This window comes from Roseateles sp. (assembly GCF_965229315.1).
In the GTDB taxonomy this organism is placed as follows: Bacteria; Pseudomonadota; Gammaproteobacteria; order Burkholderiales; family Burkholderiaceae_C; genus Pelomonas.
In genome coordinates this window covers 452035-478436 of sequence record NZ_CBDDJA010000002.1, presented here as the reverse complement: position 1 = coordinate 478436, position 26402 = coordinate 452035, and the positions used below count along the sequence as shown (strand labels likewise).

Annotated in this window: 21 protein-coding genes; 6 read left to right on the top strand and 15 right to left on the bottom strand. The window is 69.5% G+C overall.

Going from position 1 to position 26402, the window contains the following annotated elements:
- Positions 1-42: 42 nt before the first annotated feature.
- The 5 genes from ACO07H_RS06910 to ACO07H_RS06890 form a co-directional block, all read right to left on the bottom strand.
- Positions 43-828 (bottom strand): PEP-CTERM sorting domain-containing protein, encoded by a 786-nt coding sequence (locus ACO07H_RS06910; RefSeq protein ID WP_422012487.1) that lies wholly within the window; start codon positions 826-828, stop codon positions 43-45.
- A 123-nt stretch (positions 829-951) separates the two neighbouring features.
- Entirely contained in the window at positions 952-2058 is a 1107-nt protein-coding gene (locus ACO07H_RS06905) for a HupE/UreJ family protein (RefSeq protein WP_422012485.1), read from the bottom strand.
- The gene (locus ACO07H_RS06900; RefSeq protein WP_422012483.1) at positions 2055-3212 is read right to left on the bottom strand and encodes a hypothetical protein; all 1158 of its coding nucleotides are present in this window, start codon (positions 3210-3212) and stop codon (positions 2055-2057) included. The genes ACO07H_RS06905 and ACO07H_RS06900 overlap by 4 nt, the downstream gene beginning before the upstream one ends.
- Positions 3209-3487 carry a hypothetical protein gene (locus ACO07H_RS06895; protein ID WP_422012481.1) on the bottom strand — a complete coding sequence of 93 codons (279 nt, stop codon included), beginning with the start codon at positions 3485-3487 and terminating at the stop codon, positions 3209-3211. Before ACO07H_RS06895 ends, ACO07H_RS06900 begins: the two co-directional genes overlap by 4 nt.
- Before the next feature lie 11 nt (positions 3488-3498).
- Positions 3499-5037: a DUF4331 domain-containing protein gene (locus ACO07H_RS06890; protein WP_422012479.1), complete on the bottom strand. Its 1539-nt coding sequence runs from the start codon at positions 5035-5037 to the stop codon at positions 3499-3501.
- A gap of 140 nt (positions 5038-5177) precedes the next feature.
- Between ACO07H_RS06890 and ACO07H_RS06885 the strand changes: the two genes are divergently transcribed.
- The gene (locus ACO07H_RS06885) at positions 5178-8534 is read left to right on the top strand and encodes a S41 family peptidase (protein ID WP_422012477.1); all 3357 of its coding nucleotides are present in this window, start codon (positions 5178-5180) and stop codon (positions 8532-8534) included.
- Positions 8535-8600: 66 nt separating this feature from the next.
- Here the strand turns inward: ACO07H_RS06885 and ACO07H_RS06880 are convergent, their stop codons facing one another.
- From ACO07H_RS06880 to ACO07H_RS06860, 5 genes are all read right to left on the bottom strand, one after another.
- Positions 8601-9092, bottom strand: a complete 492-nt coding sequence (locus ACO07H_RS06880; protein WP_422012475.1) for a PEP-CTERM sorting domain-containing protein — start codon at positions 9090-9092, stop codon at positions 8601-8603.
- Between the two features lie 31 nt (positions 9093-9123).
- Positions 9124-10812 (bottom strand): S-layer protein, encoded by a 1689-nt coding sequence (locus ACO07H_RS06875; RefSeq protein WP_422012473.1) that lies wholly within the window; start codon positions 10810-10812, stop codon positions 9124-9126.
- A 131-nt stretch (positions 10813-10943) separates the two neighbouring features.
- A complete protein-coding gene (locus ACO07H_RS06870) occupies positions 10944-11603 on the bottom strand; it encodes a hypothetical protein (protein WP_422012471.1) in 660 nt (219 codons plus the stop codon).
- Positions 11604-11986: 383 nt separating this feature from the next.
- A complete protein-coding gene (locus ACO07H_RS06865; protein ID WP_422012469.1) occupies positions 11987-13039 on the bottom strand; it encodes a HAMP domain-containing sensor histidine kinase in 1053 nt (350 codons plus the stop codon).
- Between the two features lie 2 nt (positions 13040-13041).
- Positions 13042-13746, bottom strand: coding sequence for a response regulator (locus ACO07H_RS06860; protein WP_422012467.1), 705 nt, complete (start codon positions 13744-13746; stop codon positions 13042-13044).
- A gap of 113 nt (positions 13747-13859) precedes the next feature.
- Between ACO07H_RS06860 and ACO07H_RS06855 the strand changes: the two genes are divergently transcribed.
- Genes ACO07H_RS06855 through ACO07H_RS06845 form a run of 3 tightly spaced genes read left to right on the top strand, consistent with a single transcriptional unit; the run spans position 13860 to position 19544 of the window.
- Entirely contained in the window at positions 13860-15305 is a 1446-nt protein-coding gene (locus ACO07H_RS06855; protein ID WP_422012465.1) for an efflux transporter outer membrane subunit, read from the top strand.
- Complete coding sequence (locus ACO07H_RS06850) at positions 15302-16438, top strand: efflux RND transporter periplasmic adaptor subunit (RefSeq protein ID WP_422012463.1); 1137 nt, start codon at positions 15302-15304, stop codon at positions 16436-16438. The genes ACO07H_RS06855 and ACO07H_RS06850 overlap by 4 nt, the downstream gene beginning before the upstream one ends.
- A gap of 13 nt (positions 16439-16451) precedes the next feature.
- Positions 16452-19544, top strand: coding sequence for an efflux RND transporter permease subunit (locus ACO07H_RS06845; RefSeq protein WP_422012461.1), 3093 nt, complete (start codon positions 16452-16454; stop codon positions 19542-19544).
- A 48-nt stretch (positions 19545-19592) separates the two neighbouring features.
- Here the strand turns inward: ACO07H_RS06845 and tyrS are convergent, their stop codons facing one another.
- Positions 19593-20819 carry a tyrosine--tRNA ligase gene (tyrS, locus tag ACO07H_RS06840; RefSeq protein WP_422012459.1) on the bottom strand — a complete coding sequence of 409 codons (1227 nt, stop codon included), beginning with the start codon at positions 20817-20819 and terminating at the stop codon, positions 19593-19595.
- A 232-nt stretch (positions 20820-21051) separates the two neighbouring features.
- On the opposite strand from tyrS, the gene ACO07H_RS06835 reads away from it, so the two are divergent.
- A complete protein-coding gene (locus tag ACO07H_RS06835) occupies positions 21052-22440 on the top strand; it encodes a peptidoglycan DD-metalloendopeptidase family protein (protein ID WP_422012457.1) in 1389 nt (462 codons plus the stop codon).
- A gap of 4 nt (positions 22441-22444) precedes the next feature.
- Positions 22445-23536 carry an anhydro-N-acetylmuramic acid kinase gene (locus tag ACO07H_RS06830; protein ID WP_422012455.1) on the top strand — a complete coding sequence of 364 codons (1092 nt, stop codon included), beginning with the start codon at positions 22445-22447 and terminating at the stop codon, positions 23534-23536.
- Between the two features lie 7 nt (positions 23537-23543).
- On the opposite strand, the gene mdtD is transcribed toward ACO07H_RS06830, so the two are convergent.
- From mdtD to rplM, 4 genes are all read right to left on the bottom strand, one after another.
- A complete protein-coding gene (gene mdtD / locus ACO07H_RS06825) occupies positions 23544-24998 on the bottom strand; it encodes a multidrug transporter subunit MdtD (protein WP_422012453.1) in 1455 nt (484 codons plus the stop codon).
- A gap of 59 nt (positions 24999-25057) precedes the next feature.
- Positions 25058-25423, bottom strand: a complete 366-nt coding sequence (gene erpA, locus ACO07H_RS06820) for an iron-sulfur cluster insertion protein ErpA (protein WP_422012451.1) — start codon at positions 25421-25423, stop codon at positions 25058-25060.
- Positions 25424-25522: 99 nt separating this feature from the next.
- Positions 25523-25915 (bottom strand): 30S ribosomal protein S9, encoded by a 393-nt coding sequence (gene rpsI / locus ACO07H_RS06815; RefSeq protein ID WP_056874289.1) that lies wholly within the window; start codon positions 25913-25915, stop codon positions 25523-25525.
- Between the two features lie 9 nt (positions 25916-25924).
- Positions 25925-26353: a 50S ribosomal protein L13 gene (rplM, locus tag ACO07H_RS06810; protein WP_056203159.1), complete on the bottom strand. Its 429-nt coding sequence runs from the start codon at positions 26351-26353 to the stop codon at positions 25925-25927.
- Between the last annotated feature and the right edge of the window lie 49 nt (positions 26354-26402).

The window sequence follows — 26402 nt, the reverse complement described above, 5'->3', positions numbered from 1 at the left end:
ACGGCCCCGAAGGGCCGTTTCAGCAGTGCAGGCGCAGGTCGATCAGACGTTGCGACGGCGGCGGGCAACGAAACCGATGGCGGCCACGCCGGCCAGCAGCATGGCGTAGGTGCTGGGTTCCGGCACGGCGCTGACGCTCAGGCTGACGTTGTCGATGGCCAGGCCGTGGTCGTTGCCGGCATCGTTGACGTCGTTCCAGCGGATCCACAGCGTGTCGCCAGCGGCCCACGTGGTGCTGACGGTGCCGCCCAGGCTGCCAACCAGGCCCGCCGCGTTGCCGTCCACTGCGGCAGCCGTGGCCGAAGCGACGGGCGACGTGAACGTGAAGGCGCTGGTCGTGGTGTTCCAGGTGGTCACGGCAGCGAAGGTGGCGCCGTAGCCGTACTGGACGGTCAGCGACTGGGCCGTCGTGTTGCCGGCATTGCGCCACTGCTCACCGTCATAGCGCAGCGTGAAGCTGTCGAACGCGGCGCCGCTCGTGTTCGTCAGCGACAGCGCGATGTATTCGCTGGAACCGGCCGCGACGTTGCCGTTGGTGGCCAGGCTGCCGAGTGCCCGGTCCGTGCTGCCGGCCGAGCCGTAGCTGTAGAAGCCGCCAGACGTGCCGGAGCCGGTGCCCACCAGGTAGCTGGTGACGTCGGTGTTGATGTAGAACAGGCTCCAGCCGGCCAGCGTGCTGTCGTTGACCCAGGTCGCCGTGGTGCCGGTCGAGGCCAGGGTGTCGAAGTTCTGGCTGTACGTGAACGACGGGCCCGTGACGGACACTGCGGCTTGGGCGGACACGGCCGCCAGCAGGGTTGCCGAAGCGATCAAGAACTTGTGGGACATGCGGTTTTCTCCAGTGCGATTTGAGGTACGGGGAACAACTTTGACTATCGCGTCAGATTGGGTCAGAACGATGACGGCCGCCCCTCAAGTCGGGGGGCAGGAGATACGCGTAGACCGCCCGTTTCAGGGCAGCAGCTGCACCGCGAGGCTGCGTTCCACGCACCAGACCAGGGCCAGCGCGGCCACGGCGCTGGAGCCGCCGGGCACGATCCAGCGGCGGTAGACCTCGCGGTCGCGCAGCGCCAGCGCCAGCGGCAGCAGCAGCGCGACGACCGCGAGCTGCCCCAGCTCCACGCCGAGGTTGAAGCCCAGCAGCGGCAGCACCAGCTCGGCGCCGCGCAGGCCCAGGTCCTTCAGCGGGCCGGCAAAGCCCACGCCGTGCACCAGGCCGAACAGGCCCACCATGGCCCAGCGCGGCCCCGGCACGAAGGGGCGCAGGTTGTCCAGCGCGGCCAGCAGCACGGTCAGCGCGATCAGCGATTCGACGGCGGCGGCCGGCGGGTCGATGACGCCGCTGGCCGCCAGCCCCAGCGTGATGGAGTGGGCCACCGTGAACGCGGTGACGAGCCTGAGCGTCTCGGCGAACGCGCTGCGGGCGCTGGCGCGCGGCGCCCAGCCGCGGCCGTGGCGATGCCACACGGCCACCAGCAGCAGCGTGACGAGGAAGAGCACATGGTCCAGCCCGCCGGCGATGTGGGCCATGCCCTCGATGACGAAGCCCGCGAAGCCGCGGCTGTCCACGCCCAGGCGCTGCGCTGCGGCGCCGGGCACGAGCACCAGCGGCTGGCCGGCCGCGCCGACCAGCCGGGCCAGGCCGCGATGGCCGGCGTCGGTGGCGGCGAAAAGCCGGTAGGTGATCTGCAGTTCCTGCACGTCGGCCGGGCAGTGCCACTGCGTGACGAGCACGGCGTGCATGCCGTCGCTATGTTCCTCCAGCTGCGGCGTGGCGCTGCCTTTCGGCGCGCAGGCGGCGCCACCGGCCGTGAAGCGCACGCCGTCGGCGGCCAGGCGTTCGATGTCGGGCCAGCGCGTGCGCACCTCGCCCCAGCTCAGGCGCCCGTCGCCGTCGGCGTCCAGCGCGAGGTCGCGGTCCAGGTCGCGCAGCGCAATGTCCAGGCGCTGCTCAACGTCCGCGCCGGTGACGCGGTAGCTCAGGTAGGCCTCGCTGGACTGGTGCGACCAGGCGGCGGAACTGGCCAACAGCAGCAGGGCGGCGAACCAACGGATCAAGGCGCGAGGCTCCGGTCGAGGGCGGTCAGGCGCACATCCTGCCACCGCCGCTCGCGGACGAAGCGGGCCAGCGCCTGCCGTGGGGCGTCGCCCGCCCGGCCGGCCGCCAGCGCCGCGCGCAGCAGCAGCACCGCGTCGGCCGGCTCGCGCTGCATGGCCCAGTTCACCTCGGCCAGCCGCAGGGCCTCGCGCGGCTGGTCCTGCACGTCCAGCGCGAAGCGCGCCTGCTCGCGGGCATGCTTGCCCGGCTCGCGCGCGTCGGCGGCGGCCAGACGCTCGCGCATCGTCTCCGTCAGCGGCGTGGTGCGGTTGAGCTGGCGCAGCGCGATGACGTGGCGCAGCAGCAGCGCGTCCGCCTCGGCGTCCGCGCTGCGTTCGATCAGCGCCAGCGCCTCGGCCGCGCGGTGGCGGGCCAGCAGCCAGTCGGCCCAGGCGGCGCGGGTGTAGACGTCGTCCTCGCCGGCCAGCGCGGCGCGGAACAGTGCGGGCGCGGCCGTGTCGTCGCCCATGCGCTCGGCCAGCTCCGCGCGCATCAGTGCGAGCCAGGGCGCGACGGTGCGGCCGGGGCTCAGCCGCGCCAGCGTCTGGGCCGCAGTGGCCGCATCGCCCGACAGGCTGGCCAGCTCGGCCAGGCAGGCGGCGGCCGGCACGGCAGCCAGCGGCTGCAGCTGCTCGCACAGCGCGCGCGCCTCGGGCAGTTCGGCACGCAGCTGATGCAGCGCCGCGGCGTCGAGCAAGGCCTGTGCGCGCAGCTCGGGTTCGAGATCCGCACGCGTCAGCAGGCCGCGCAGGTCGGCCTGCGCGCCGGAGAAATCATGCCGCGCCTGCCGCACGCGGGCGCGCAGCAGCACGGCTTCGGCCGGCGCGTCGGCACGCGGCCACCAGGGCGCGAGCGCCGCCTGCGCCGTGCCCAGCTCGCGCGGATCGCCGTGCACGCGGGCGCGTTCGAGTGCCGTGCGGGCCGCGGCCACGGCGAGCGGCAACTGGGCCGGGTCGCGTGCCAGCGCCGCGCGGCGCTGGCGCTCGGCGGCGTCCATGCGGTAGGGCAGCCGCTGGACGATGTCGGTGTCGCTCTTCGGGACAAAGGGCGCCGCCGACACCGCCAGCGGCAGTGCCAGCACGAGCATCAGCAGCCGTGCGAGCCCTCGCCTCACAGCGCGATCGGCTCTTCGGTCTCGCTGGTCGCGACGTCGATGGTCGGCAGCGTCAATGACTCGGAGGTCTCGTCATCGACCTTCAGGCCGTTGATGTAGCTCACCAGCGCCATGGAAGACGCCACGGCGCTGTCCGGCACGGCCGTGGTCACCACGGGCGGCGTGACGACCGGCGGCGTGAGGATGCCGTTGCCGTCATCGCCGCCGCCGCAGGCGGCGAGCACGACGGCAGCGGCGGCCGCCACCACCAGGGCCAGGTTCTTTCGGCTCAGCATGTCGGGCTCCTTCACTTGGTGCCCGGGATGGGCGTGTTGAGGTAGGGGAAGCTGCCCAGCAGCGGCACCACGGCCTGGTCGACACCGTCATGCAGCTTGAAGGCGGTGGCACCCAGCGGCACGGCCGACGGCTTGCAGGCGGCGCCGAAGGCGAGCTTGTCGGTGTCGCCGTTGGCCACGCACAGGCCACCCATCACGGCGACCAGCGAGATGTCGACGACGTCGTCCTTCGGGCGGCGGCCGTTGGGATAGCCGGCGTTGTCGGTGCCACCCGCGAGGATGTTGCCGACGATGCCCAGCCGGTTCTGCTGCGCGAAGGCCACCGGCGCGATGGCGGTGTTCAGGCGCAGCATCTCGGACGGGACCACGTTGGCGGGCTGGTTGACGCCCTTGATGCCGGTCAGGAAGGTCGTGACCAGGTCGTTGCGCGGGAAGTTGGTCGGCGCCGTGCTGGGCAGCGCCAGCGCGATCTCCAGCAGCGCGGGCAGCGTCGGGTTGGTCACGTAGTCGGCAAACTGCGCATCACCCGTGGGCTTGGACGCATTGAACTTGTCCTTGTCCTTCAGGCCGATGACGACTTCGTTGACCAGCGGCATGCCCAGGCGGGAGACCTGCACCCAGGCGCCGCCGGCCTTCTCGGCGGTCTGGTGGCCGCTCGCCGGCTTGGGGTTGAGCAGGCGGCCCTGGCGCATGCTGGCGGTCGTCCAGGCGCCGATGACGTCGTCGCCGGTGGCCGAGGCGCGCAGGCAGTCCTTGTGGACTTCGAGCGCCAGCGTCGTGACGTTCTTGTTGGCCAGCGTGTTGGGCGCCGCGTTGATCTGCGACGGGTCGGTGATGAAGGACACCGGCGCGTTCACCAGGTCGAAGATGGTGCCCAGGTTGACGGCGAACGGGTCCTGGCGCTGGCCGACGAACAGCTTGGCCGGCGTGGCGCAGCCCGGGATGTTGACGCTGTAGATGTGCTTGGCCGCATAGGCGGCATAGTCGGCGATGGTCTTCTTGCCGATGTTGTCCACCGGCTTGTCGAAGGTGGTCGCGCCGCCGGCCGCGTTGGTCACGGCCTGCGCGGTGCCGCTGCGGCGGTCGCCGCGCACCACGGTGACGGTGTAGCTTTCGTTGACCTGCAGGTTGGCGTCCTTCACGTTGGCCACGGCGCCGGCCTGGATCAGCGGGATGTTGACCGCCTTGCCGCCCACGGTGAGGTTCACGCCCGCGCCGCCGCCGGCCAGCGTGTTCTTGAAGCGGAACTGGAAGGTGATGTCTTCCTTGGCGTCGCCGTTGTTGTCGACGTGGATCTCGTACAGCGCGTTGGGGTCCATCGCGAAGTAGTTGGGGCCGGCGTAGCCGTCCTGCAGCGGCAGGTAGTTGGCGATCAGCGTCACCATGTTGTCGCGGCCGGCCTCGTAGCTGCGGAACATGTAGAAGTCGGTCGCGTCCACCTTGGGCACGGTGGTGATGAAGGGGGCTTCACGGTGGCTGGACGCCTGGGCGGCCGTGGCCAGGCACAGCAGTGCCGTCGCCAGCGCGCTGCAAGTGAGATGAGCTTTCATTTCGGGGCATCCTGAAGGGCAATGCCGGCATGGCATCTGGAGGGACTTACGGCGGCCACGCCGCGGCGGATTCACGGATGTGACGAATTGCCTCCCATCCCCCTAGCTCCACAATGCCGCCACTTCGAGTGGAGACCCTCATGCCCCGTTTGCATTTCGCCGCCCTCGCCGCCGCCCTTTGCGCCTCCAGCGCCTGGGCCGGCACCCAGGGCTTCTATCGCCAGCCCGCGTTGCAGGGCGAGCAGGTCTATCTGGTCGCCGAGGGCGACCTGTGGCGCGTGGCCGCGCAAGGAGGCGAAGCCCAGCGCCTGACCACGCACCAGGGGCTGGAGAGCCAGCCCGCCGTGTCGCCCGACGGCCGCTGGCTGGCCTTCACCGGGCAGTACGACGGCGGCACGGAGCTCTACCTGATGCCCGCCGCCGGCGGCCCGCCCAAGCGGCTGACCTGGGAAGGCGGCGGCATGCGCGTGTGGGGCTTCAGCGCCGCGGGCGAGATCCTGTTCACCAGCCTGGACGCCCGGCCCGGCGCGCAGCTGTTCGCCATCGACGCCAAGACCGGCCAGCGCCGCCAGTTGCCCGTCGCGCAGGCCAGCGACGCCGCGCTGAGCGCCGACGGCCGGACGCTGTACTTCACCCGCAGCGGCCTGCGCGGCGACAACGCGCGCCAGTACCGCGGCGGCGCGCTGGCGCGGCTGTGGTCGCTGGACCTGAGCGGCAGCGCCGAGGCCAGGCCGCTGCTCGCCGAGGGCAACAACGACCGTCGGCCACTGCCCTACCGCACCGCCGGCGGCGAACGCATCGCCTTCCTGTCGGACCGCGACGGCACGATGAACCTGTGGTCGGTCAACGCCCAGGGTGGCGACCTGCGCCAGCATTCCAGCCACAAGGGCTGGGACATCCGCCACGCGTCCATCGACGGCACGCGCGTCGTCTACGCGCTGGGCGCCGACCTCTACCTCGTCGACCTGGCACAGGACGCCGCGCCGAAGAAGCTGGACGTGACGCTGGGCGGCGACTTCGACCAGCAGCGCGAACGCTGGATCAAGAAGCCGCAGGACTTCCTCGTCGACACGGCCTTCGCCCCCAACGGCGACCGCGTGCTGCTGTCCGCGCGCGGCCACCTCGCCACGCAGGGCGTGCAGCAGCTGCGCCGCGCCGAGCTGCCGCAGCCGGCCGACGGCCGCTGCAAGCAGGCCGAGTTCAGCAGCGACAGCAAGAGCGTGCTGGCGTTCTGCGACTTCAGCGGCGAGCAGGAGGTGTGGCGCTTTGCCGCCAACGGCACCGGCCAGCCCGAGCGGCTGACCAGCGGCGCCACGACACAGCGCCGCGCCATGCTGCCGTCGCCGGACGGCAAGTGGCTGGCGCACACCGACAAGGAGGGCCGCATCTGGCTGACGGATCTGAAGGCGCCCGCCGGCAAGGGCAGCACGCGCGAGATCGGCCGCAGCCCCGTCGACGACTCGCCGCAGCTGCAGGGCTGGAGCCCCGACGGCCAGGCGCTGGCCTGGACCGTGGCAATCCACAGCAGCAGCCGCAACCAGCTGCAGCTCTACAGCCTGGCGGACGGCCGCACGCACACGCTGACGAGCGACCGCTACGACACCAGCGGCGCCACCTTCAGCCCGGATGGGCAGTGGCTGTACCTCTCGTCCAACCGCAACTTCCAGACCACCGGCAACGGCGGCCCCTGGGGCGACCGCAACACCGGGCCCTTCTTCGGCTTCCGCACCAAGCTCTACGCGCTGGCACTGCAGCCGGGCCTGCGCTCGCCGTTCGCGCCCAAGGACGAGCTGGAATCCGCCACCGAGAAGAAGGCCGAGGAGCAGCGCGCGCAGGACCGCAAGGCGACCGACAAGGACCCCACCGAGCGCAAGCCCGACACGGCCAAGCCGGAGGACAAGAAGCCTGACGAGAAGAAGCCGGGCAAGCCGGCCATCGTCTTCGACGGCCTGGCTTCGCGCCTGTACGAGCTGCCCGTGCCGGCCGGCAACTACCGCGCGCTGCGCGCGGAGAGCAAGCGGCTGTGGTTCCTGGACCGCGACCTGGAGGGGAAAAGCCAGCTCAAGTCCGTCGCCATCGACAACCAGGGCGGCCCCGCCGAGATCCTGGCCGGCGACGTGCGCGCCTACGACGTCAGCGCCGACGGCAAGAAGCTGATGGTGTTGCGCAACCAGGGCGGCGGCGCCGCGCCTGAGGTGCTGATCGTGGAAGCCGCGCCCAAGCTGCCCACGGACCTGGCCAAGTTCCAGGTGCGCTGGAGCGACTGGCAGATCGCCACGCAGCCACGCGCCGAGTGGAAGCAGATGTTCGCCGACGCCTGGCGCATGCACCGCGACCATTTCTACGACAAGGACATGCACGGCGTGGACTGGGTGGCCGCACGCGCCAAGTACGAGCCGCTGCTGGACCGCGTGACCGACCGCTTCGAGCTGGCCGAGCTGATGGCGCAGATGGTGGGCGAGCTCAGCGCGCTGCACAGCCAGGTCAGCCCGGGCGACACGCGCCCGTCGCCGGACGAACCGGGCCTGGCAGGCCTGGGCGGGCGCTTCTCGCGCGCGCCGAACGGCTGGCGCATCGACGCCATCTACGGCTTCGAGGCCGAGCTGCCGTCCGAGGCCCCGCCGCTGGCCGCGGCGAGCGTGAACCTGAAGGTGGGCGACGTCATCACGGCCATCAACGGCCGCTCGACCGCCGACGCGCCGCACATCCTGGAGCTGCTGCGCGGCCAGGCCGGCCGCCAGGTGCTGCTGGACGTGAAACAGGCCGACGGCAAGGTGGTGCAGCGCATCGTCACGCCGGTGGCGCAGATGCGCGAGAACCAGCTGCGCTACAACGACTGGCGCGTCAGCCGCGCCCGCGCCGTGGAGCAGGCCGGCCAGGGCCGCATCGGCTACGTGCACCTGCGCGCCATGGGCTCGGGCGACATCGCCGACTTCGTGCGCGAGTTCTATGCCGCCAGCGACCGCGACGGCCTCATCATCGACGTGCGCTACAACAACGGCGGCAACATCGACAGCTGGATCCTGGAGAAGCTGCTGCGCCGCGCCTGGGCCTTCTGGCAGCCACGCTCGCCCGCAGGGGCGCCGGTGTACGCGAACATGCAGAACGCCTTCCGCGGCCACACCGTGGTGCTGATGAACGAGGACACCTACTCCGACGGCGAGACCTTCGCCGAGGGCTTCAAGCGCCTGAAGATCGGCCCCGTCATCGGCAAGCGCAGCTCGGGCGCGGGCGTGTGGCTGTCCGACGGCAACCGGCTGCTGGACAACGGCATCATGCGCGCCGCCGAGAACGGCCAGATCGATGCCGACGGCCGCTTCCTCGTCGAAGGCGTGGGCGTGTCGCCGGACATCGACGTCGACAACCCGCCGCGCGCGACCTTCATGGGTCAGGACGCGCAGCTGGACGCGGCGATCGCCGAGTTGAAGAAGCGGATTGCGGCCGAGCCGATCAAGGAGGTGAAGCCGGGGCCATACCTGCGGCCGGTGAAGCCGTGAAGCAAAGGGAGGCCGAGGCCTCCCTTTTTCATGCCTGAGGGCGGCATGGCCGCCTCAGCTGCGACGTCAGGCCACCGTCTGCTGGCGGCGGCGCAAGCGGCAACCCAGCGCGCCCAGGCCGGCCAGAAGCAGCGTCACGCTGGCCGGCTCCGGCACCGGGGCCAGTTCGCCGAAGGCGAAGTAGCCCGAGTCAGCGTAGGTATTGCGGCCGGGCACGGAATACTCGGAGTAGTAGCTGCCGTCCGGATAAAAGGTCAGCTCGAAGGCCGACGATGCATCCTTGGCCGTGAACAGGAAACCCTGCGCCTCGACCAGCACCGTCGAATTGGACGCGTTGTACGCGACGTCCTTCGTCAGGTAATGCAGGTCGAAGTCCAGCACGCTGAAGCCATAGTCCAGGGAAAAGGGCGAGCTGGTCGTCATCGTGCCGGCAAATGTGGCGTTGCCATTCACATCGTCGACGGCGGCAATCTCATACCGGTTGTCGGCCAGGACCGCGCCGGTGGCGGCGAAGAACAGGCTCAGGCCTGCAAGAAGGGTCGCGATGTATTTCTTCATTGGAATACCTTGGAAATCGTGGCTGCGCTGATCACTTGACCGAAATGAACACCGGGTTCGAATAGAACCACAGGCTGCTGTAGTTGCGGTCATTGATGGCATTCAGCCGGGTGGGGTTGTCGGTGCCGGTGGTTTTCTGGTCGGCCAGCGGCTCGCCGTTGGAACTCAGCCCCGGCACGTCGACCGCGAGATTGGTGCCGCGCAAACGGAAATACTGGTTCTTGTGGACCTGCAGCTGCACCGTGATGGAGGCATAACCATCCTTGCCGACCTTCCAGTCGGCAGCCGTGAAGCGTTGCAGAACCCGGGTGGAGGCATTCGTCGCGACAGAATAGGCCGGCGTGCCCGGTGCGGCCTTTTCTTTCACGTCGCCGACGATCAAGTCGACGTGATCGACCACCGGTTTCATATAGGCGAGCCGATCGCCATCCACGGGCTTCAGGTAGTTGTTGAATTCCGGGCTCTTGAAACGGATCGTGAATTTGACCTTTTCACCCGCGCCAACCTTGATTTCCTGGCCCATGAATGCCGTGCCGGAAGAACCCACGGCCCGGAAATCGAGGGCGTCGATCAGGTCGCCAAAGACACCGAATGACCGGCCGGCGCGCAGACTGCCGATCAGGCCCGCCGAACCGGTGGCACCGTCGGGCATCCAGACGTAGTTCTTCGCGTATTCGCCCGGGTAGTAGCCACTGCTGTTGCTGGCGGCGTCGATCTTGAAATGGGAGTCCGAGTCCGCGATGTTCCAGATGCGGCGGCCCTCGCCGAGCAGCGCGTCCCACATGCCGCCCACCTTGGCCACGATGGCATCCACGCCGCCGTAGGTGCGGTTGGGCAGATTGGCCGTGGTGTAGGCGGACGTATAGCCGCCACGGTCCGGCTCCATCTGGTTGCCGACCATGCCCTCGATCATGAACATGATGTCCGGCGCGAGGTCATTCATGTCGCGCAAGTCGTTGACGGTGTATTTCCCGGGGTTGCGCGACGGGTGGTTGAGCGTGACGAAGCTTGTTTTCGCGTAATTGGCCTTCAACCAGCCCAGCGCCGCCAGCGCATCCGCCGCGGTACTGTTGTTGCGCGGCGTGCTCTTGCTCTTCCAGGCCGTCACGTCCAGCGGGTCGAACAGATTCTCGGCCAGCGTCGTGAACCGGTATTGAAACTCCCGGGCACCCCGGGTCGAGGCATTCAGACTGGTTTGGTCTTCGAACAAGACCACACCCATGTGGTCGTGCGTGGGCATGTCCCACTCGAAGCCGGAGAATATCGATTTGTCGGCATAGGTGCCGGCCGCCTGCAACGCCTTGACGCGCTGAATCTCATAGGATTGCATCGGATAGGCGAAGGCAATGGGCTTGGGCAGCGCATTGCCATTGTTGTCGAACGACGCCGAGCGCAGGTGGTTGGTCAGGGCCAGCCAGTCCAGTTTGTAAGTCGTGAAGGATTTGCCGAGCAGGAAATCCAGCGTCTGTATCGTGCGGGAATCGTCCGACTGCACCGTGTGCACATGCAGATCACCGGTCGTCCATTTGCCGGCGGGGTCGGTGGAAATGGGGCCGGGCGTCAGGCCGGCGGCATGGGACAGGCTGCCGGCGACGAGTGCTGCCGCGCCGACAACCAAGGATGCATAGTTGAAACTGTGAGATGAACGCATGATCAGGAATTCTTGATAAGAAACGCTGTGCATGCTGCAGCGCCCGTAAGAATCCTTGATGACATTCACAAAGCGACTTCATCGCACAAAATCAGTGCAAAACGCCGCGACTCGATTAACAATAATTCATGGTGCCGTGGCAGATTCATGCGCGTCGGTAAAAACAAAGGGCGGCCCGGGCGGCACTCCTCCCGCCCGCGCTACTGGCACACCTTGATGCCATGCGGCCCCGTGCCGTGGCTGTTCTGGATCGCCGACTGCGCGTTGACCAGCCGCGACATGCGGCGGCGGACCGTTCCGTCCGGCAGGCGCTCCAGCTTGATGCACAGCCCCGGGTCCAGCCCCATGGCGATGCGCTCCTCGAAGGTCGGCTTGGGCGTGTTGCTGCGCGGATCGTCGACGGCGGGGTTGGACAGCGCGCCGAGCAGCACCCCGCGGTTCGGTGTCAAGGCGAGTGGTGCCGAGGCGGCCATGCCGGGTGCCGCGGCCGCGGCGGCATCTTGGCCGCCCTGGGCCTGGGCATTGCCGGGGGCGCCCGAGGGGGACGTGGCCGGCACAGGCTCGCTGAGTGCCGGCTGCGGTGCCGCGACCAGCTGCAGGCGCTGCGGCGGCTGCGGGCGCGGCGGTGGCCGCGCCCGCACCGGCGCGTCATCGGTTCGCGTCGGCAAGCCGGGCACGCCCAGCGGGATGAGTCGGATCGGGATCGCACGCCGGGCGGTGTCCTTCTGGCCCACTCCGAGCTTCCATTGCCAGACCAGCAACAGGACCACCAGATGCCCGAGGAGGACGGCCGAGACCGCGAACACCCGCCTGCGCGACGGGCGGACCGGGGCACTGCCGAAGGACGGCGGGGCGGTCACTTCCTGCGACCTGCAAGCACGGCGTCGGGCGCGCATGAGTGCTGGGCCGGCAGGCATTCCGGAAAGAACTCGTCGAGATCGTTCATCGACGCGAAGAGTGGCCCCATGGCACAAGGGGGCGGTGGCAGGACCCAGGGCAGCACGGCCCCGATCACGGGCCCAACGACACACAGCGAGAGCATGAACTGGGCGAAGACCTGGGTGCTGAACCTGAGCCAGTCGCGCCAGAAAGCCGGGGGCGGGAGGCGGAGCTGTCTCATGGCGCTTGACGGGAGGCGAACAGTGCCGGTGATGCTAGGAGCGCGCCGCGTTGCCCGCCGTCTGCCAAGGTTAGGTTGGGTAAAGGAAGCGCGGAACCCGGCCCCTGCGGCACTGTCTGCCTGCTAGAGCTGCCTCGCCGGCAGGAGCATCACCACCGTCAGCCCCTCGCCCGGCCTGGACTCGGCCTGGATGCGACCGCCATGCAGGGCGAAGGCACGCCGTGCGATGGCCAGCCCCAGCCCGACACCCTGCACGTTCTCCGAGCCGGCCACGCGGGCAAAAGGCTCGAAGATCGCGTCGAGCATGCCGGCCGGCACGCCGGGCCCCTGGTCCTGCACGGTGCAGGCCAGGTGGCCGCGTTCCATGTCGGCATGCGCGGTGACGCGCACCTCGCCGCCGGGCCGCGTGAACTTCACGGCGTTGCGAATCACGTTCTCGTAGGCGCGGTACAGCAGCTCCCCATGGGCCAGCGTGACGAACTCGCCCGGCGCATCGATGCGCACGGTCTTGCCCTGGGACTGGGCCTCGAAATGGGCGTCTTCCGCGATGGCCTGCAGCAGCTCGACGACGTCGATATGGCTGGCCGGCGCGACGGCGGCACCGGCCTCCAGGCGGTGCCAGGTCAGCAGCTCCTCGATCAGCTCATCCAGCCGCTGGCTCTCGCGTTCGATGCGATCCAGCATCGGCTCCAGGCTGGCGGGATCCTGCTTGAGCAGGCCGATGGCCACCTGCAGCCGCGCCAGCGGCGAGCGCAGCTCATGCGAGATGTCGTGCAGCAGCACCTTGCGCGATTCGGTCAGTTGCTGCAGCTGCCGCGCCATGCGGTCGAAGTCGCCGGCAAGGTCGACGATCTCGTCGTTGCGCCGGCCCATGCGGCCCTGCACGCGCGTGTCCAGGTGCCCGTCGGCGACCTGGTGCAGCGCCCAGCTCAGGTGCCGGATGGGCCGCGACAGATACCAGGCCAGCCCCAGGCTGGTCAGCAGCATCGTGCAAATGCCCACCGCCAGCGGCAGCACGGGGATCACGCCGAACAGCATGTCCTCGCCTTGGGCCGGCGGCTTGCGGCCGGTCAGGTGGAAGTAGGTGGTGACGACGACGAACGTCAGCACCATGCCGAACCACTGGGAGAAGAAGAACTTCCAGAACAGGCGCCCGGCGCGCCGTGGGTTCGCCATGGTCAGTCCAGCAGCAGTTGATAGCCGCGGCCGCGCACGCTCTGTATCCACGACTGCCCATCCACGCGCAATCCCAGCTTCTGCCGGATGCTGCTGATGTGCACGTCGATGCGCCGGTCAAAGCGCGCCAGCGGTTGGCCGAAGGCCTGCTGCGAGATGTCCTGCTTGCTGACCAGCTGGCCCGCCTGCCGTGCCAGCACCTCCAGCAGCATGAACTCGGTACCGGTCAGTTCCAGCGGGCGCCCCTGCCAGGCGGCGGTGCGGCTGCCCGTCGACAAGGTCAGCGGCCCGGCCTGCAGCAGCCGGGCGCCACGCACGGCGGTGGGCGAGGCCGCGGGTTCGCGCCCCTCGGTGCGGCGCAGGATGGCGCGGATGCGCGCCACCAGCTCGCCCGGCGTGCAGGGCTTGGGCACATAGTCGTCGGCGCCCATGTCCAGGCCCACGATGCGGTCGATGTTGTCGCCGCGCGCGGTCAGCATCAGCACCGGCACCCGGCTGCTGGTGCGGATGCGGCGCAGCGCCTCGATGCCCGAGAGCCTGGGCATCATGATGTCGAGCACCACGATGCTGTAGGGCTGGCGGGTGGCCTCGGCCGCACCGGCTTCGCCGTCGTGCACGGCGTGCACCTCGAAGCCCTCGCGCACCAGGTACTGCGACAGCATGGCGGTGAGCTCGACGTCGTCGTCGACAAGCAGGACCTTGTTCATCGGCCGTCAGTATCTGCGGCATGACCCGCGCCAGGCCTGCGTTTTACCCACCTTAACCCTGCCTGCGGCCGCTTGACCCGGCCGCTCTCTAGCATGGGTTCAACAGGTATCCCATGCTCAAAGCACTGACTTCCCAAGCCCTTTGCGCTCCGTGTGCGGCCGTGCTGCTGGCGCTGGCCGGCTGCGCCGTCGGGCCCACCTACCACGCCCCCGCACCGGCCACCGCCACGACCTGGCACGCCCCCGTGCCGCACGGCGGCAAGGCCGCCGCGCTGCAGGGCTGGTGGGCCCAGTTCAACGACGCCGCGCTGACGCAGTTCATCGCCTGGGCCGATGCCGACAGCCCCACGCTGACGCAGGCCTGGGCGCGCATCGAGCAGGCCCGCGCCACGCTGACGACCACGCGCGCCGGCGCCCTGCCCTCGGTCAGCGCCTCGGGCAGCGCCACGCGCGCCCGGCAGCAGGTCACCACCACACAGACCAGCACCACGACGACGCGCAGCGCCGGGCTGGATGCATCCTGGGAGATCGACCTTTTCGGCCGCGTGCGCCGCAACACCGAGGCCGCCAGCGCCCGCATCGAAGCCCGCGAGGCGGACTGGCACGACGCCCGCGTGTCGCTCGCGGCCGAGGTGGCCGACACCCATGTGCAGTACCGCGCCTGCGGCCTGCTGGCCGACGCCTACGACCGCGAGCTGGCCTCGGTGACGACGACCGAGGCCACGACCGCCACGATGGTCAAGGCCGGCCTGACCGCCCCGGCCGACGGCGCGCTGGCGCGGGCCAGCCTGGCCAGCAGCCGCGCCAGCGCCGTGCGCCAGCGCGCCCAGTGCGCGCTGCTGCTGAAGTCGCTGGTCTACCTGACCGGCCGTGACGAGCCAGAGCTGCTGGCGGTGATGGCCGCCGGCAGCACCGCCGTGCCGCAGCCGATGCGCCTGAGCGTCGACAGCGTGCCGGCCGACGTGCTGCGCCAGCGGCCCGACCTGGCCTCGCTGGAGCGCGAGCTGGCGGCCAGCAGCGCCGAGACCGGCGCGGCGCAGGCGGACCTCTACCCCAGCCTGTCGCTGGGGGGGGCCATCACGCGTGCGTTCACGCAGGGCCTGGGCGGCATCACGTCATGGTCGTTCGGGCCGCAGCTGTCGCTGCCCCTCTTCAACGGCGGCGCCAGGCGCGCCGCGGTGGACAGCGCCAACGCCAGCTACGCCAGCGCCCTGGCCGGCTACCGGCAAGGCGTGCGCGCGGCGGTGCGCGAGGTGGAGCAAGCCCTGGTCAACCTGGACAGCACGCGCCAGCGCGCCACCGAGGCCCACCGCGCGGCCGAGGAATACCGCCGCTACCTGGACGCGACCGAAGCCAACTGGCGCGCCGGCACGGCCAGCCTGTTGAACCTGGAGGAGGCGAGACGCTCCGCGCTGTCCGCCGAGATCGACGACCTGACGCTGGCGCAAAGCCAGGTCAGCGACTGGATTGCCCTCTACAAGGCCCTCGGCGGCGGCTGGACCCCCGGCATGCCCACCACGAGCCCCTCTCAAAAGAACACCGAAGGAGCCTCGTCTTGAACCGGCCTTCCCGCATCCAGGCGCTCGGCGCGATCACCGCCGCGCTGCTCGTCCTCACCGCCTGCAAGCCGCCCCCCGAAGGCGCCAACGCACCGGCCAATGCGGCCGGCGCCGTCAACCCGGCCAACAGCGTGCTGACGGTGGAGGTGACCTCGCCCACCACGCTGCCCTGGCCACAGACCCTCCAGGCCAACGGCGCGCTGGCGGCCTGGCAGGACGTCATCGTCAGCCCCGAGACCGGCGGGCTGCGCATCGCCGAGCTGGCCGTGGACGTGGGCACACGCGTGAAGCGCGGCCAGCTGCTCGCCCGCCTGGCCGACGACAGCCTGCAGAACGACCTGCACAAGCAGCAGGCGCTGCTGGCGCAGGCCCAGGCCACGCTCGACCAGGCCACGTCCAACGTGCAGCGCGCCAAGCTCGCGGAGGGCAGCGGCGGCCTGTCGGCGCAGGCCATCGAGCAGTACCGCATCACCGAGGCGACGGCGCGCGCCGCCCTGGCTTCGGCCCAGGCCGACCTGGACGCCACCCAGCTCAAGTTGCGCCAGACACGCATCACCGCGCCGGACGACGGCCTGGTGTCAACGCGCACCGCCGTGCTGGGCAATGTGGTGAGCGCCGGCAACGAGCTGTTCCGCCTCGTGCGCCAGAGCCGCGTGGAGTGGCGCGCCGAGGTCGATGCGCGCCAGCTGGCCACGGTCAAGGAAGGCCAGCGCGCCAGCGTCACACTGCCCACCGGCCAGGCCGTGGACGGCCGCGTGCGCCTCGTCGGCCCGGTTCTGAGCACCGAGACCGGCCGCGCGCTGGTCTACGTCAGCCTGGCCGGCGATGGCGCAGCGCGCGTGGGCATGTTCGCCAGCGGCAGCATCGAGCTGCCGGCGTGGCCCGCGCTGACGCTGCCGCAGAGCGCGCTGGTGTCGCGCGACGGCCGCGACTACGTCTACACGGTCGATGCCGCCGGCAAGGCGCACAGCGCGGTCGTGACCGTCGGGCGGCGCCAGCAGCAGCGCGTGGAGGTGCTGAGCGGCGTGGCGGCGAATGCCCGCGTCGTCGCCAGCGGCGGCGCCTTCCTGTCGGACGGCGTGCAGGTGACGGTGACCTCGGCGCCGGCGCCGGCGTCGGCTGCATTGCGCTGATCGGAGCCACGCCATGAACGTCTCCGCCTGGTCCATCCGCAACCCGGTCCCCGCCATCCTGCTCTTCGTCCTGCTGACGGTCGTCGGCCTGATCGGCTTTGGCAAGCTGCAGGTGCAGGACTTCCCCGACATGGACTTGCCGACCATCCGCGTGTCGGCTTCGCTGGAAGGCGCAGCACCCTCGCAGCTGGAGACCGAGGTCGCTCGCAAGCTGGAGGACAAGCTGGCCTCGCTGTCCAAGCTGGACCACGTGACGACCACCATCACCGACGGCTCGGTGAGCATGAGCGTCAGCTTCGACATCGACAAGAACAGCGAGGAAGCGCTCAACGAGGTGCGCAACGCCATCGACGGCGCCAAGGCGGACCTGCCCGCCAGCATGGCCTCGCCCACCGTCTCCAAGCTCACCGCCGCCGGCTCGGCGCTGCTGACCTACACCGTCGAGTCCACGCAGCTGGACGAGCAGGACCTGTCCTGGTTCGTCGACAACGACATCGCCAAGGCGATGCTGGCCGTGAAGGGCGTGGCGTCGGTCGCGCGCGTCGGCGGCGTGGACCGCGAGGTGCACGTGGACCTGCAGCCCACGCTGATGGCCGGCCTGGGCGTGACGCCGGCGGACGTGTCGGCGCGCCTGAAGGCCATGCAGAAGGACAGCTCCGGCGGCCAGGGCGACCTGGGCGGCCAGCGGCAGTCCGTGCGCATGCTCGCCACCGTGGGCCGACCGTCGGACATCGCGGCGCTGACACTGCCGCTGGCCGATGGCCGCACCGTGCGGCTGGACCAGATCGCCACCCTCAGCGACGGGCACGCGGAGCGCTCCACCATCGCCCTGCGTGGCGACAAGGACGGGAGCAAGCGCGTCATCGGCTTCCAGGTCACCCGCTCGCGCGGCTTCTCGGACACCGGCGTGGCCAGCGACATCCGCGCCGCCGTGAAGGCCTTTGCCGCCTCCCATCCGAACGTGACCGTGCAGGAGGCGTCCAACACCGTCACGCCCATCGAGGAGAACTACCAAGGCTCCATGCACCTGCTGCTGGAAGGCGCGGCGCTGGCCATCCTCGTCGTGTGGCTGTTCCTGCGCGACTGGCGCGCCACGCTCGTCTCTGCCGCCGCGCTGCCGCTGTCCATCGTGCCGGCCTTCCTGGTGATGTGGCTGCTGGGCTATTCGCTCAACACGATCACGCTGCTGTCGCTGTCGCTGGTGGTGGGTGTGCTGGTGGACGACGCCATCGTCGAGATCGAGAACATCGAGCGCCACCTGCTGATGGGCAAGACGCCCTTCCAGGCGGCCATGGAGGCGGCCGACGAGATCGGCCTGGCCGTCATCGCGACGACGTTCACGCTGGTGGCCGTGTTCCTGCCGACGGCCTTCATGGGCGGCATCCCGGGCAAGTTCTTCAAGCAGTTCGGCATCACCGCCTCGGTCGCCGTACTGGCGTCGCTGCTGGTCGCGCGGCTGCTCACGCCCATGATGGCGGCCTACCTGCTCAAGCCCAAGACGGCGGGCCAGCACGACGCCGCCACCGACGGCCCGACGATGACGCGCTATCTCGGCTGGGCCCGCGCGGCCCTGCGCAAGCGCAAGACGACGGTGGCGCTGGCGGCGCTGTTCCTGGCGGTGTCGCTGGCCGTGTCGCCCTTCATCCCGACGGCCTTCATGCCCGCGCAGGACAAGGCGCAGAGCAGCATCAGCCTCAAGATGGCACCCGGCACGACGCTGGCGCAGACAACCGCCACCGCCACGCGCGCGGCCGAGCTGCTGAAGCAGCTGCCCGAGGTGCAGGGCGTGTTCGTGTCGGCCGGCACCGCGTCCACGGGCGGCGGCATGGGCGGCTCCTCCGCGGCCGACCTGACCAGCGCGACGCTCACCGTCGACCTGGTCGCGCGCGGCGACCGTTCGCTGAAGCAGTCGCAGGTGGAGGCCCGCATGCGCAGCCTGCTGCGCACGCTGCCCGGCACGCGCATCTCGGTGGGCGGCGGCAACAGCGGCGAGTCGCTGCAGCTGACGCTGGCCAGCGACGACCCCGACGCGCTGATGCTGGCCGCAACGCAGGCCGAGGCCCAGTTGCGCACGCTCAAGGGCATCGGCAACGTCACGTCCAGCGCGGCGCTGCAGCGGCCGGAGATCCAGATTCGCCCCGACAACGCGAAGGCGGCGGCGCTGGGCGTCACGTCCGAGGCGCTGGCCGACGCGGTGCGCTTCGCCACCTATGGTGACTACTCGCAGGCCCTGCCCAAGCTCAACCTGCCGCAGCGCCAGATCGCCATCCGCGTGCGGCTGGACGACGCCGTGCGGCAGGACCTGGCCGCCATCGGCCAGCTGCGCGTGCAGGGCACCCACGGCACGGTGAGCCTGGCCTCGGTGGCGGACGTGGCCATGGGCAGCGGCCCGTCGCAGATCGACCGCATCGACCGCTCGCGCAACGTGACGCTGACGGTGGAGGTGAACGGCCGCGCGATCGGCGAAGTGCAGAAGGAAGCGCTGGCACTGCCGTCGCTGCGCTCGCTGCCGGCCGGCGTGCGTTTCGTCGACCAGGGCGAGCTGCAGCGCATGTCGGAACTGTTCACGAGCTTCGGCGTCGCGATGGCCATCGGCATCTTCTGCATCTATGCCGTGCTGGTGCTGCTGTTCCACGACTTCCTGCAGCCCGCCACCATCCTGTGCGCGCTGCCGCTGGCCCTGGGCGGCGCACTGCTGGCACTGTGGATGACGGGCCAGTCGTTCTCCATGCCCGTCGTCATCGGCGTGCTGATGCTGATGGGCATCGTGACGAAGAACTCCATCCTGCTGGTGGAGTACGCCATCGTCGCGCGCCGCGAGCACGGCATGCCGCGCTTCGACGCGATCATGGACGCCTGCCACAAGCGCGCCCGCCCCATCGTCATGACCACCATCGCCATGGGCGCCGGCATGATGCCCAACGCGCTGGGCCTGGGCGCCGAGCCGAGCTTTCGCCAGCCCATGGCCATCGTCGTCATCGGCGGGCTGCTGACCTCGACCGCATTGAGCCTGCTGGTCGTGCCGGTCGTCTTCACCTACGTGGACGACCTGCTGCTGTGGCTGCGCAAGCGGCTGCGCCTGCAGGCGAAGTCGTCGATTGCGTGATGCCCCGGCGTCCTCGCTCGGCGGCGAGGGCGCAGGCGGCTAGGACCCTCAGCCCAGCACGACCCGCGCGAATTTGCGCTTGCCCACCTGCAGCACATGCTCGCCGGCGTCGAGCTTCAGGCCCTTGTCGGACAGCACCTCGCCCGAGCGGCGCACGCCGCCCTGTTCGATCATGCGCAGGCCTTCACTGGTGGAGGCCACCAAACCCGCCGCCTTCAGCACCTGGGCGATGCCCATCGGCGCGCCGGTCAGCGTCACCTCGGGGATGTCGTCCGGGATGCCGCCCTTGGCGCGGTTGTTGAAGTCGGCCTCCGCCGCATCCGCCGCCGCCGCACTGTGGAAGCGCGTGGTGATTTCCTTGGCCAGTGCGACCTTGGCGTCCTTCGGGTTGCGCCCGGCCGCGATCTCGGCCTTCAGCGCGGCGATCTCGGCCAGCGACTTGAACGACAGCAGTTCGTACCACTTCCACATCTGCTGGTCGCTGATCGACAGGATCTTGGCGAACATGGTGTTCGCGGGTTCCGTGATGCCGATGTAGTTGTTCTTGGACTTGGACATCTTCTCGATGCCGTCCAGGCCCTCCAGCAGCGGCATGGTCAGGATGCACTGCGGCTCCTGGCCGTACTCCTGCTGCAGGTGGCGGCCCATCAGCAGGTTGAACTTCTGGTCGGTGCCGCCCAGCTCCAGGTCGCTCTTCAGCGCCACCGAGTCGTAGCCCTGCATCAGCGGGTACAGGAACTCGTGCACCGAGATCGGCGTCTGCGCGGCGAAGCGCTTGGTGAAGTCGTCGCGCTCCATCATGCGCGCCACCGTGTACCTGCTGGCGAGCTGGATCATGCCGGCCGCACCCAGCGGCTCGCTCCATTCGGAGTTGTAGCGGATCTCGGTGCGCGCCGGGTCCAGCACCAGCTTCGCCTGGGCGTAGTAGGTCTCGGCGTTGGCCTGGATCTGCTCTTGGGTGAGCGGCGGGCGGGTCGCGTTGCGGCCGGACGGGTCGCCGATCAGCGACGTGAAGTCGCCGATCAGGAAGATGACCTGGTGGCCCAGGTCCTGCAGCTGGCGCATCTTGTTCAAGACGACGGTGTGGCCGACGTGGATGTCGGGCGCCGTCGGGTCCAGGCCCAGCTTGATGCGCAGCGGCACGCCGGTGGCGGCGGAGCGGGCCAGCTTTTTCGTCCACTCGGCCTCGGGCAGCAGTTCGTCCACGCCGCGGCGCGTGACCGCCAGGGCTTCCAGGACGGCATCGGTGACAGGAAATTGAGCGGCGTCGGGCATGGCGCGTCGTCACCCGGCTGCAAGCCAGGTGAAGTGTTAAGTTGTTGATCTGTCGGGGTTTACCGGCATGCCGAGTAGGACAATGCCGTTAGAATTCACCCTTCGAATCGGGGGTGTTGCTTCAACACAACCGACATGGATTTTAAGGCCGCGCCGTGCCGCACACGGCGAGCCTCTCGCGTGGAACCGGTCTGACCGGGATTGCCCCAGCGACAAACCCGGGATGCAGAGCGTGAACGCAGTCGAAAAACGTCTCCATCAGCTTCGAACAGCGCTCAAAAGCGCCGAATCCTTCGCCGCCAAACATCCACGCGCCCTGACGGCCTCCGTCGTCGGTGCGCTGAGCTGCTTCGCCGTGACGGCGTTCGGCATCGCGCCGCTGGCGCCGGACGCCGCCGAACTGCCCAAGCGCACGCTGGTCGAGACGCTCGCCGCCCCGGACATCGAAGCCCAGCTCGACGAGTTGGCCGCGCACAGCATCGGCCTGGCCCGCGCCGAGGCCACCCGCTCCGGCGACACCCCGGACAGCCTGCTCAAGCGCGCTGGCGCCTTCGACCCCGCAGCGGCCGCCTTCCTGCGCAACGAGCCGCTGGCCCGCCGCATCTTCCAGGGCCGCGCCGGCAAGATGGTGCACGTGACGGCCGACGCGTCCGGCCAGGTGGAGCGGGTCATCGTGCGTTTCCCGGCCGACAAGGCCGAGCAGCAGGGCACGCACTTCACCCGCCTGACCATCGAGCGCGACGGCACAGCCTTCCGCGCCCACACCGCGACGGTGCCGTTCCAGACGCAGATCGCACTGGGCAGCGGCAGCATCCGCACCTCGCTGTTCGCCGCCACCGACAGCGCCAACATCCCCGATGCCATCGCCTCGCAGATGGCCGACATGTTCTCCGGCGACATCGACTTCCACCGCGAGCTGCGCAAGGGCGACCGCTTCAGCATCGTCTACGAGACGCTGACGGCCGACGGCGAGCCCGTCACCTGGGACGGCGGCGTGGGCCGACTGCTGGCCGGCGAGTTCACCAACAACGGCAAGACCTACAGCGCCGTCTGGTTCAAGGACAGCGCCACCGGCAAGGCCAGCTTCTTCGGCTTCGACGGCCAGAGCAAGCGCCGCGCCTTCCTGGCGAGCCCCATGGAATTCTCGCGCATCACCTCCGGCTTCGCGATGCGCTTCCACCCCATCCTGAACACCTGGCGCCAGCACAACGGCACGGACTACGGCGCCCCCACCGGCACGGCGGTGCGCTCGGTCGGCGACGGCACGGTCGAGATGGCCGGCTGGCAGAACGGCTTCGGCAACGTGGTGCAGGTGCGCCATGGCGGCGACCGCTCCACGGTCTACGCCCACCTGAGCAAGATCGACGTGAAGAAGGGCCAGCGCATCGAGCAGGGCCAGCGCATCGGCGCCGTCGGCGCGACCGGCTGGGCCACCGGCCCGCACCTGCACTTCGAGTTCCGCGTCGGTGGCCGCCACGTGGACCCGCGCACCATCGCCAAGGCCTCCGAGGCGGTCACGCTACCCGGCTATGCCAAGGCGCAGTTCCTGCAGACGGTCGCCAGCGTGAAGGCGCAGTTGGCCGTCGCGGAGACGATGGACGGCGTGTCGGCTGCCGAGTAAGCCGGTGGGAGGGCTCTACATCGGTTTGATGTCGGGCACGTCGCTCGACGGCATCGATGGCGTGCTGTTCGACGCGACCGCGCTGGTCGCCGCCGGCCATGTGCACGTCCCCTTCGCCCCCGCGCTGCGCGACGAGCTGCTGGCACTGAACGCCCCCGGCGACAACGAGCTGCACCGCGCTGCACTGGCCGCCAATGCCGTGGCACGCGGTTATACCGACGTCGTGGCCCAGTTGCTGGAGAAGACGGCCACGCCGCGCGAGCAGGTGCGCGCCATCGGTGCCCACGGGCAGACCGTGCGCCACCAGCCGGGCGGCTTCGACGCGTACACCACGCAGTTGCTGAACGGCGCGCTGCTGGCCGAGCAGACCGGCATCGCCGTCGTCTGCGACCTGCGCAGCCGCGATGTCGCCGCTGGCGGCCAGGGCGCGCCGCTGGTGCCGGCCTTCCATCGCGCGGTGTTCGGCGCGGCCGGGCAGGACACCGCCGTGCTGAACCTGGGCGGCATCAGCAACCTGAGCCTGCTGTTCGCCGACGGCCGCACCGGCGGCTTCGACTGCGGGCCGGCCAACTGCCTGATGGACGGCTGGATAGCCCGCCACCGCGGCCTCGCGTTCGACGCCGACGGCGCATGGGCTGCCACCGGGCGCGTGCTGCCGGAATTGCTGGCCACACTGCGGGCCGAGCCCTATTTCAAGCTGCCTGCGCCCAAGAGCACAGGCCGCGATCTCTTCCATCTCGCCTGGCTGGACGCCAGGCTCACGCCGGGTCTGGCGCCGGAAGATGTGCAGGCCACGCTGCTGGAGCTGAGCGCGCGCTGCGTGGCGGACGACCTGCAGGCGCACATGCCCACGGCCCGCACGCTGATCGCCTGCGGCGGCGGCGGGCTGAATGGCCGCTTGATGCAGCGGCTGGCGCAACTGCTGCCGGGCGTGACCGTGCAGAGCAGCGCCGCACGCGGCCTGCCGCTGGACCAGGTGGAAGCCGCCGCCTTCGCATGGCTGGCACACCGGTTCGTCGAGCGACTGCCGGGCAACGTGCCGGCCGTGACAGGCGCCGCCGGGCCGCGGTTGCTGGGCGCCCTGTACCCGGCCTGAACGCGATCTAAGCGACCTCCACGTCCTGTTCCTTGCTTGAGGCACCGGCTGAGCTGTCCTGCGGCGAGAGCTGCCAGAAGATGCCGGCCGACGCGACGGTGATGAGGGCCATGCAGCCGAACGTGGCGCGGAAGGACGACAGCGTCTGCGTCGCCTCGCCGCCGAAGAAGGCCGTGAACGCCGCCAGCACGGCGCCCGCGGCGGCCACACCCATGCCCATGGCCAGCATCTGCACCATGGACAGCAGACTGTTGCCGCTGCTGGCCATCGCCGTGTCGAGATCCTTCAACGTCAGCGTGTTCATCGCCGTGAACTGCATCGAGTTCACGGCCCCGAAGACGGCGAGCTGGACGATGCGCAGCGCCAGGGGCTGGTCGGGCGACGAGAAGGAGAAGCTGGCCATCGTCAACCCCACCAGCAGCGTGTTGACGACCAGCACCCGGCGGTAGCCGTGGCGCAGGATGAGCGGCGTCGTCACCCGCTTCATCGACATGCTGGCGATGGCCACCGGCAACATCATCATGCCGGCCTGCGCGGGCGAATAGCCCATGGTCACCTGCAGCAGCAGCGGGATCAGGAACGGCATGCAGGAGCTGCCCAGCCGCGAGAACAGGTTGCCCAGCAGGCCGATGCGCAGCGAGCCGACCTTGAACAGCGTCGGCGAGAACAGCGGGTCGGGCCGGCGCAGCGCATGCAGCCAGTAGGCGGTGAGGCTGGCCAGGCCGAAGATCATCAGCACCAGCACGGAAGCCTGGCGCAGACCCAGGCCCGACAGGCCGTCCAGCGCCAGCGACACCGACACCATGCCGAAGGCCAGCAGCAGGTAGCCGGCCAGGTCGAAGCGGCCGACCGAGACAGGGGCCGGTGCGGGCATGTAGCGCAGCGTGGCCAGCGCGCCGAGCACGCCCACCGGCACGTTGATGAGGAAGATCCAGTGCCACGACACCGCCTCGACCAGCCAGCCGCCCAGCGTCGGGCCGATCAGCGGGCCGATGAGGCCGGGGATGGCCACGAAGCTCATCGCCTGCAGGAAGCGCTCGCGCGGAAAGGTCCGCAACACGACCAGCCGCCCCACGGGCAGCAGCAGCGCGCCACCCAGCCCCTGCACGACGCGCGCCGCGACGAGCAGCGCCAGGCTGTTCGCCACCGCGCACAGCACCGAGCCCAGCACGAAAAGCCCGATGGCGCCCACGTAGATGCGCCGCGTGCCGAAGCGGTCCGCCATCCAGCCGGAGGCCGGGATCAGCATGGCCATCGTCAGCGAGTAGGCGACGATGACGGACTGCATGCGCAGCGGGCTCTCGCCCAGGCTGGCGGCCATCGCCGGCAGCGCCGTGTTGACGATGGTGGCGTCCAGCGTCTGCATGAAGAAGCCGACCGCCACCAGCCACAGCAGCAGCTTCAGCGAGCGTTCCTGCGCGGGGTCGACCGGGACGGACGGGGTTGCGGTTGCGCGGGCCATGGTTCAGAAAGCAGAAAAGCCGCCCAGAGGCGGCTTTCGACACACGGTGCCTGGCACGCTCAGACCGAGAAGCTCGATCCGCAGCCGCAGGTCGTCGTGGCGTTCGGGTTCTTGATGACGAACTGCGCGCCCTGCAGGTCTTCCTTGTAGTCGATCTCGGCGCCCGCCAGGTATTGCAGGCTCATCGAGTCGATCAGCAGCGTCACGCCGTTCTTCTGCATCTGCGTGTCGTCGTCGTTGACGGCCTCGTCGAACGTGAAGCCGTACTGGAAGCCGGAGCAGCCGCCGCCCTGCACGAAGACGCGCAGCTTCAGGTCCGGGTTGCCTTCTTCGGCGACCAGGTCGCGCACCTTGTCGGCGGCGCTGTCGGTAAAGACCAGGGGCACGGGGATGTCAGTGACGGGGGTATCAAGCACGGCGCTCATGGCGAGGCTCCTGTGAATCTGTCCAGAGACGAATATGGGGATTGTGTGCGCAAAAACAAAAGGCCGCACGAGGCGGCCTTTTGTGTCCAAGCGCAGAACTTAACGCTTGCTGAACTGCTTCCTGCGACGGGCGCCGTGCAGACCGACCTTCTTACGCTCGACTTCACGCGCGTCACGCGTGACGAAGCCGGCACGGCTCAGTTCGGGCTTCAGCGTCGCGTCGTAGTCGATCAGCGCGCGGGTGATGCCCAGGCGCAGCGCGCCGGCCTGGCCGGACTCGCCGCCACCATGCACGTTCACCTTGATGTCGAACGCTTCACCGTTGTTCGTCAGCAGCAGCGGCTGCTTGGCGATCATGATGGAGGTCTGACGACCGAAGTAGGCGTCGATGGCCTTGCCGTTGACGATGATCTGGCCCGTGCCCTTCTTCATGAAGACGCGAGCGACAGACGACTTGCGACGGCCCGTACCGTAATTCCAGTTTCCGATCATGGCCGTTCCTTAGATCTCGAGAGCCTTGGGCTGCTGGGCGGTATGCGGGTGCGTCGGGCCTGCGTAGACCTTCAGCTTCTTGACCATGGCATAACCGAGCGGGCCCTTGGGCAGCATGCCCTTGACGGCCTTCTCCAGCGCGCGGCCGGGGTGCTTGGCTTGCATGTCCTTGAACTTCGTGGCGTAGATGCCGCCAGGGAAGCCCGAGTGACGGTAGTACACCTTGTCGGTGGCCTTGTTGCCGGTCACGCGGAGCTTTTCCGCATTGACGATGACAATGAAATCACCGGTGTCGACGTGAGGCGTGTAGATGGCCTTGTGCTTGCCGCGCAAACGGAGTGCCACTTCGCTGGCAACACGTCCGAGCACCTTGTCGGTGGCGTCAATCACAAACCACTCGTGCGTCACCTCGGCCGGCTTGGCGCTGAAGGTCTTCATGAGTAACTTTCGATAAGCCGGCGTCTCATGAAACATGGAGCGCCGACGA

Bases quoted from the DNA above. Each gene is read 5' to 3' on its own strand.
- ACO07H_RS06910 (WP_422012487.1), bottom strand. From the start codon at position 828: ATGTCCCACAAGTTCTTGATCGCTTCGGCAACCCTGCTGGCGGCCGTG.
- rpsI (WP_056874289.1), bottom strand. From the start codon at position 25,915: ATGATCGGAAACTGGAATTACGGTACGGGCCGTCGCAAGTCGTCTGTC.
- ACO07H_RS06845 (WP_422012461.1), top strand. From the start codon at position 16,452: ATGAACGTCTCCGCCTGGTCCATCCGCAACCCGGTCCCCGCCATCCTG.
- mdtD (WP_422012453.1), bottom strand. From the start codon at position 24,998: ATGGCCCGCGCAACCGCAACCCCGTCCGTCCCGGTCGACCCCGCGCAG.
- erpA (WP_422012451.1), bottom strand. From the start codon at position 25,423: ATGAGCGCCGTGCTTGATACCCCCGTCACTGACATCCCCGTGCCCCTG.
- ACO07H_RS06885 (WP_422012477.1), top strand. From the start codon at position 5,178: ATGCCCCGTTTGCATTTCGCCGCCCTCGCCGCCGCCCTTTGCGCCTCC.
- ACO07H_RS06860 (WP_422012467.1), bottom strand. From the start codon at position 13,746: ATGAACAAGGTCCTGCTTGTCGACGACGACGTCGAGCTCACCGCCATG.
- ACO07H_RS06890 (WP_422012479.1), bottom strand. From the start codon at position 5,037: ATGAAAGCTCATCTCACTTGCAGCGCGCTGGCGACGGCACTGCTGTGC.
- ACO07H_RS06865 (WP_422012469.1), bottom strand. From the start codon at position 13,039: ATGGCGAACCCACGGCGCGCCGGGCGCCTGTTCTGGAAGTTCTTCTTC.
- rplM (WP_056203159.1), bottom strand. From the start codon at position 26,353: ATGAAGACCTTCAGCGCCAAGCCGGCCGAGGTGACGCACGAGTGGTTT.
- ACO07H_RS06880 (WP_422012475.1), bottom strand. From the start codon at position 9,092: ATGAAGAAATACATCGCGACCCTTCTTGCAGGCCTGAGCCTGTTCTTC.
- ACO07H_RS06895 (WP_422012481.1), bottom strand. From the start codon at position 3,487: ATGCTGAGCCGAAAGAACCTGGCCCTGGTGGTGGCGGCCGCCGCTGCC.
- ACO07H_RS06855 (WP_422012465.1), top strand. From the start codon at position 13,860: ATGCTCAAAGCACTGACTTCCCAAGCCCTTTGCGCTCCGTGTGCGGCC.
- tyrS (WP_422012459.1), bottom strand. From the start codon at position 20,819: ATGCCCGACGCCGCTCAATTTCCTGTCACCGATGCCGTCCTGGAAGCC.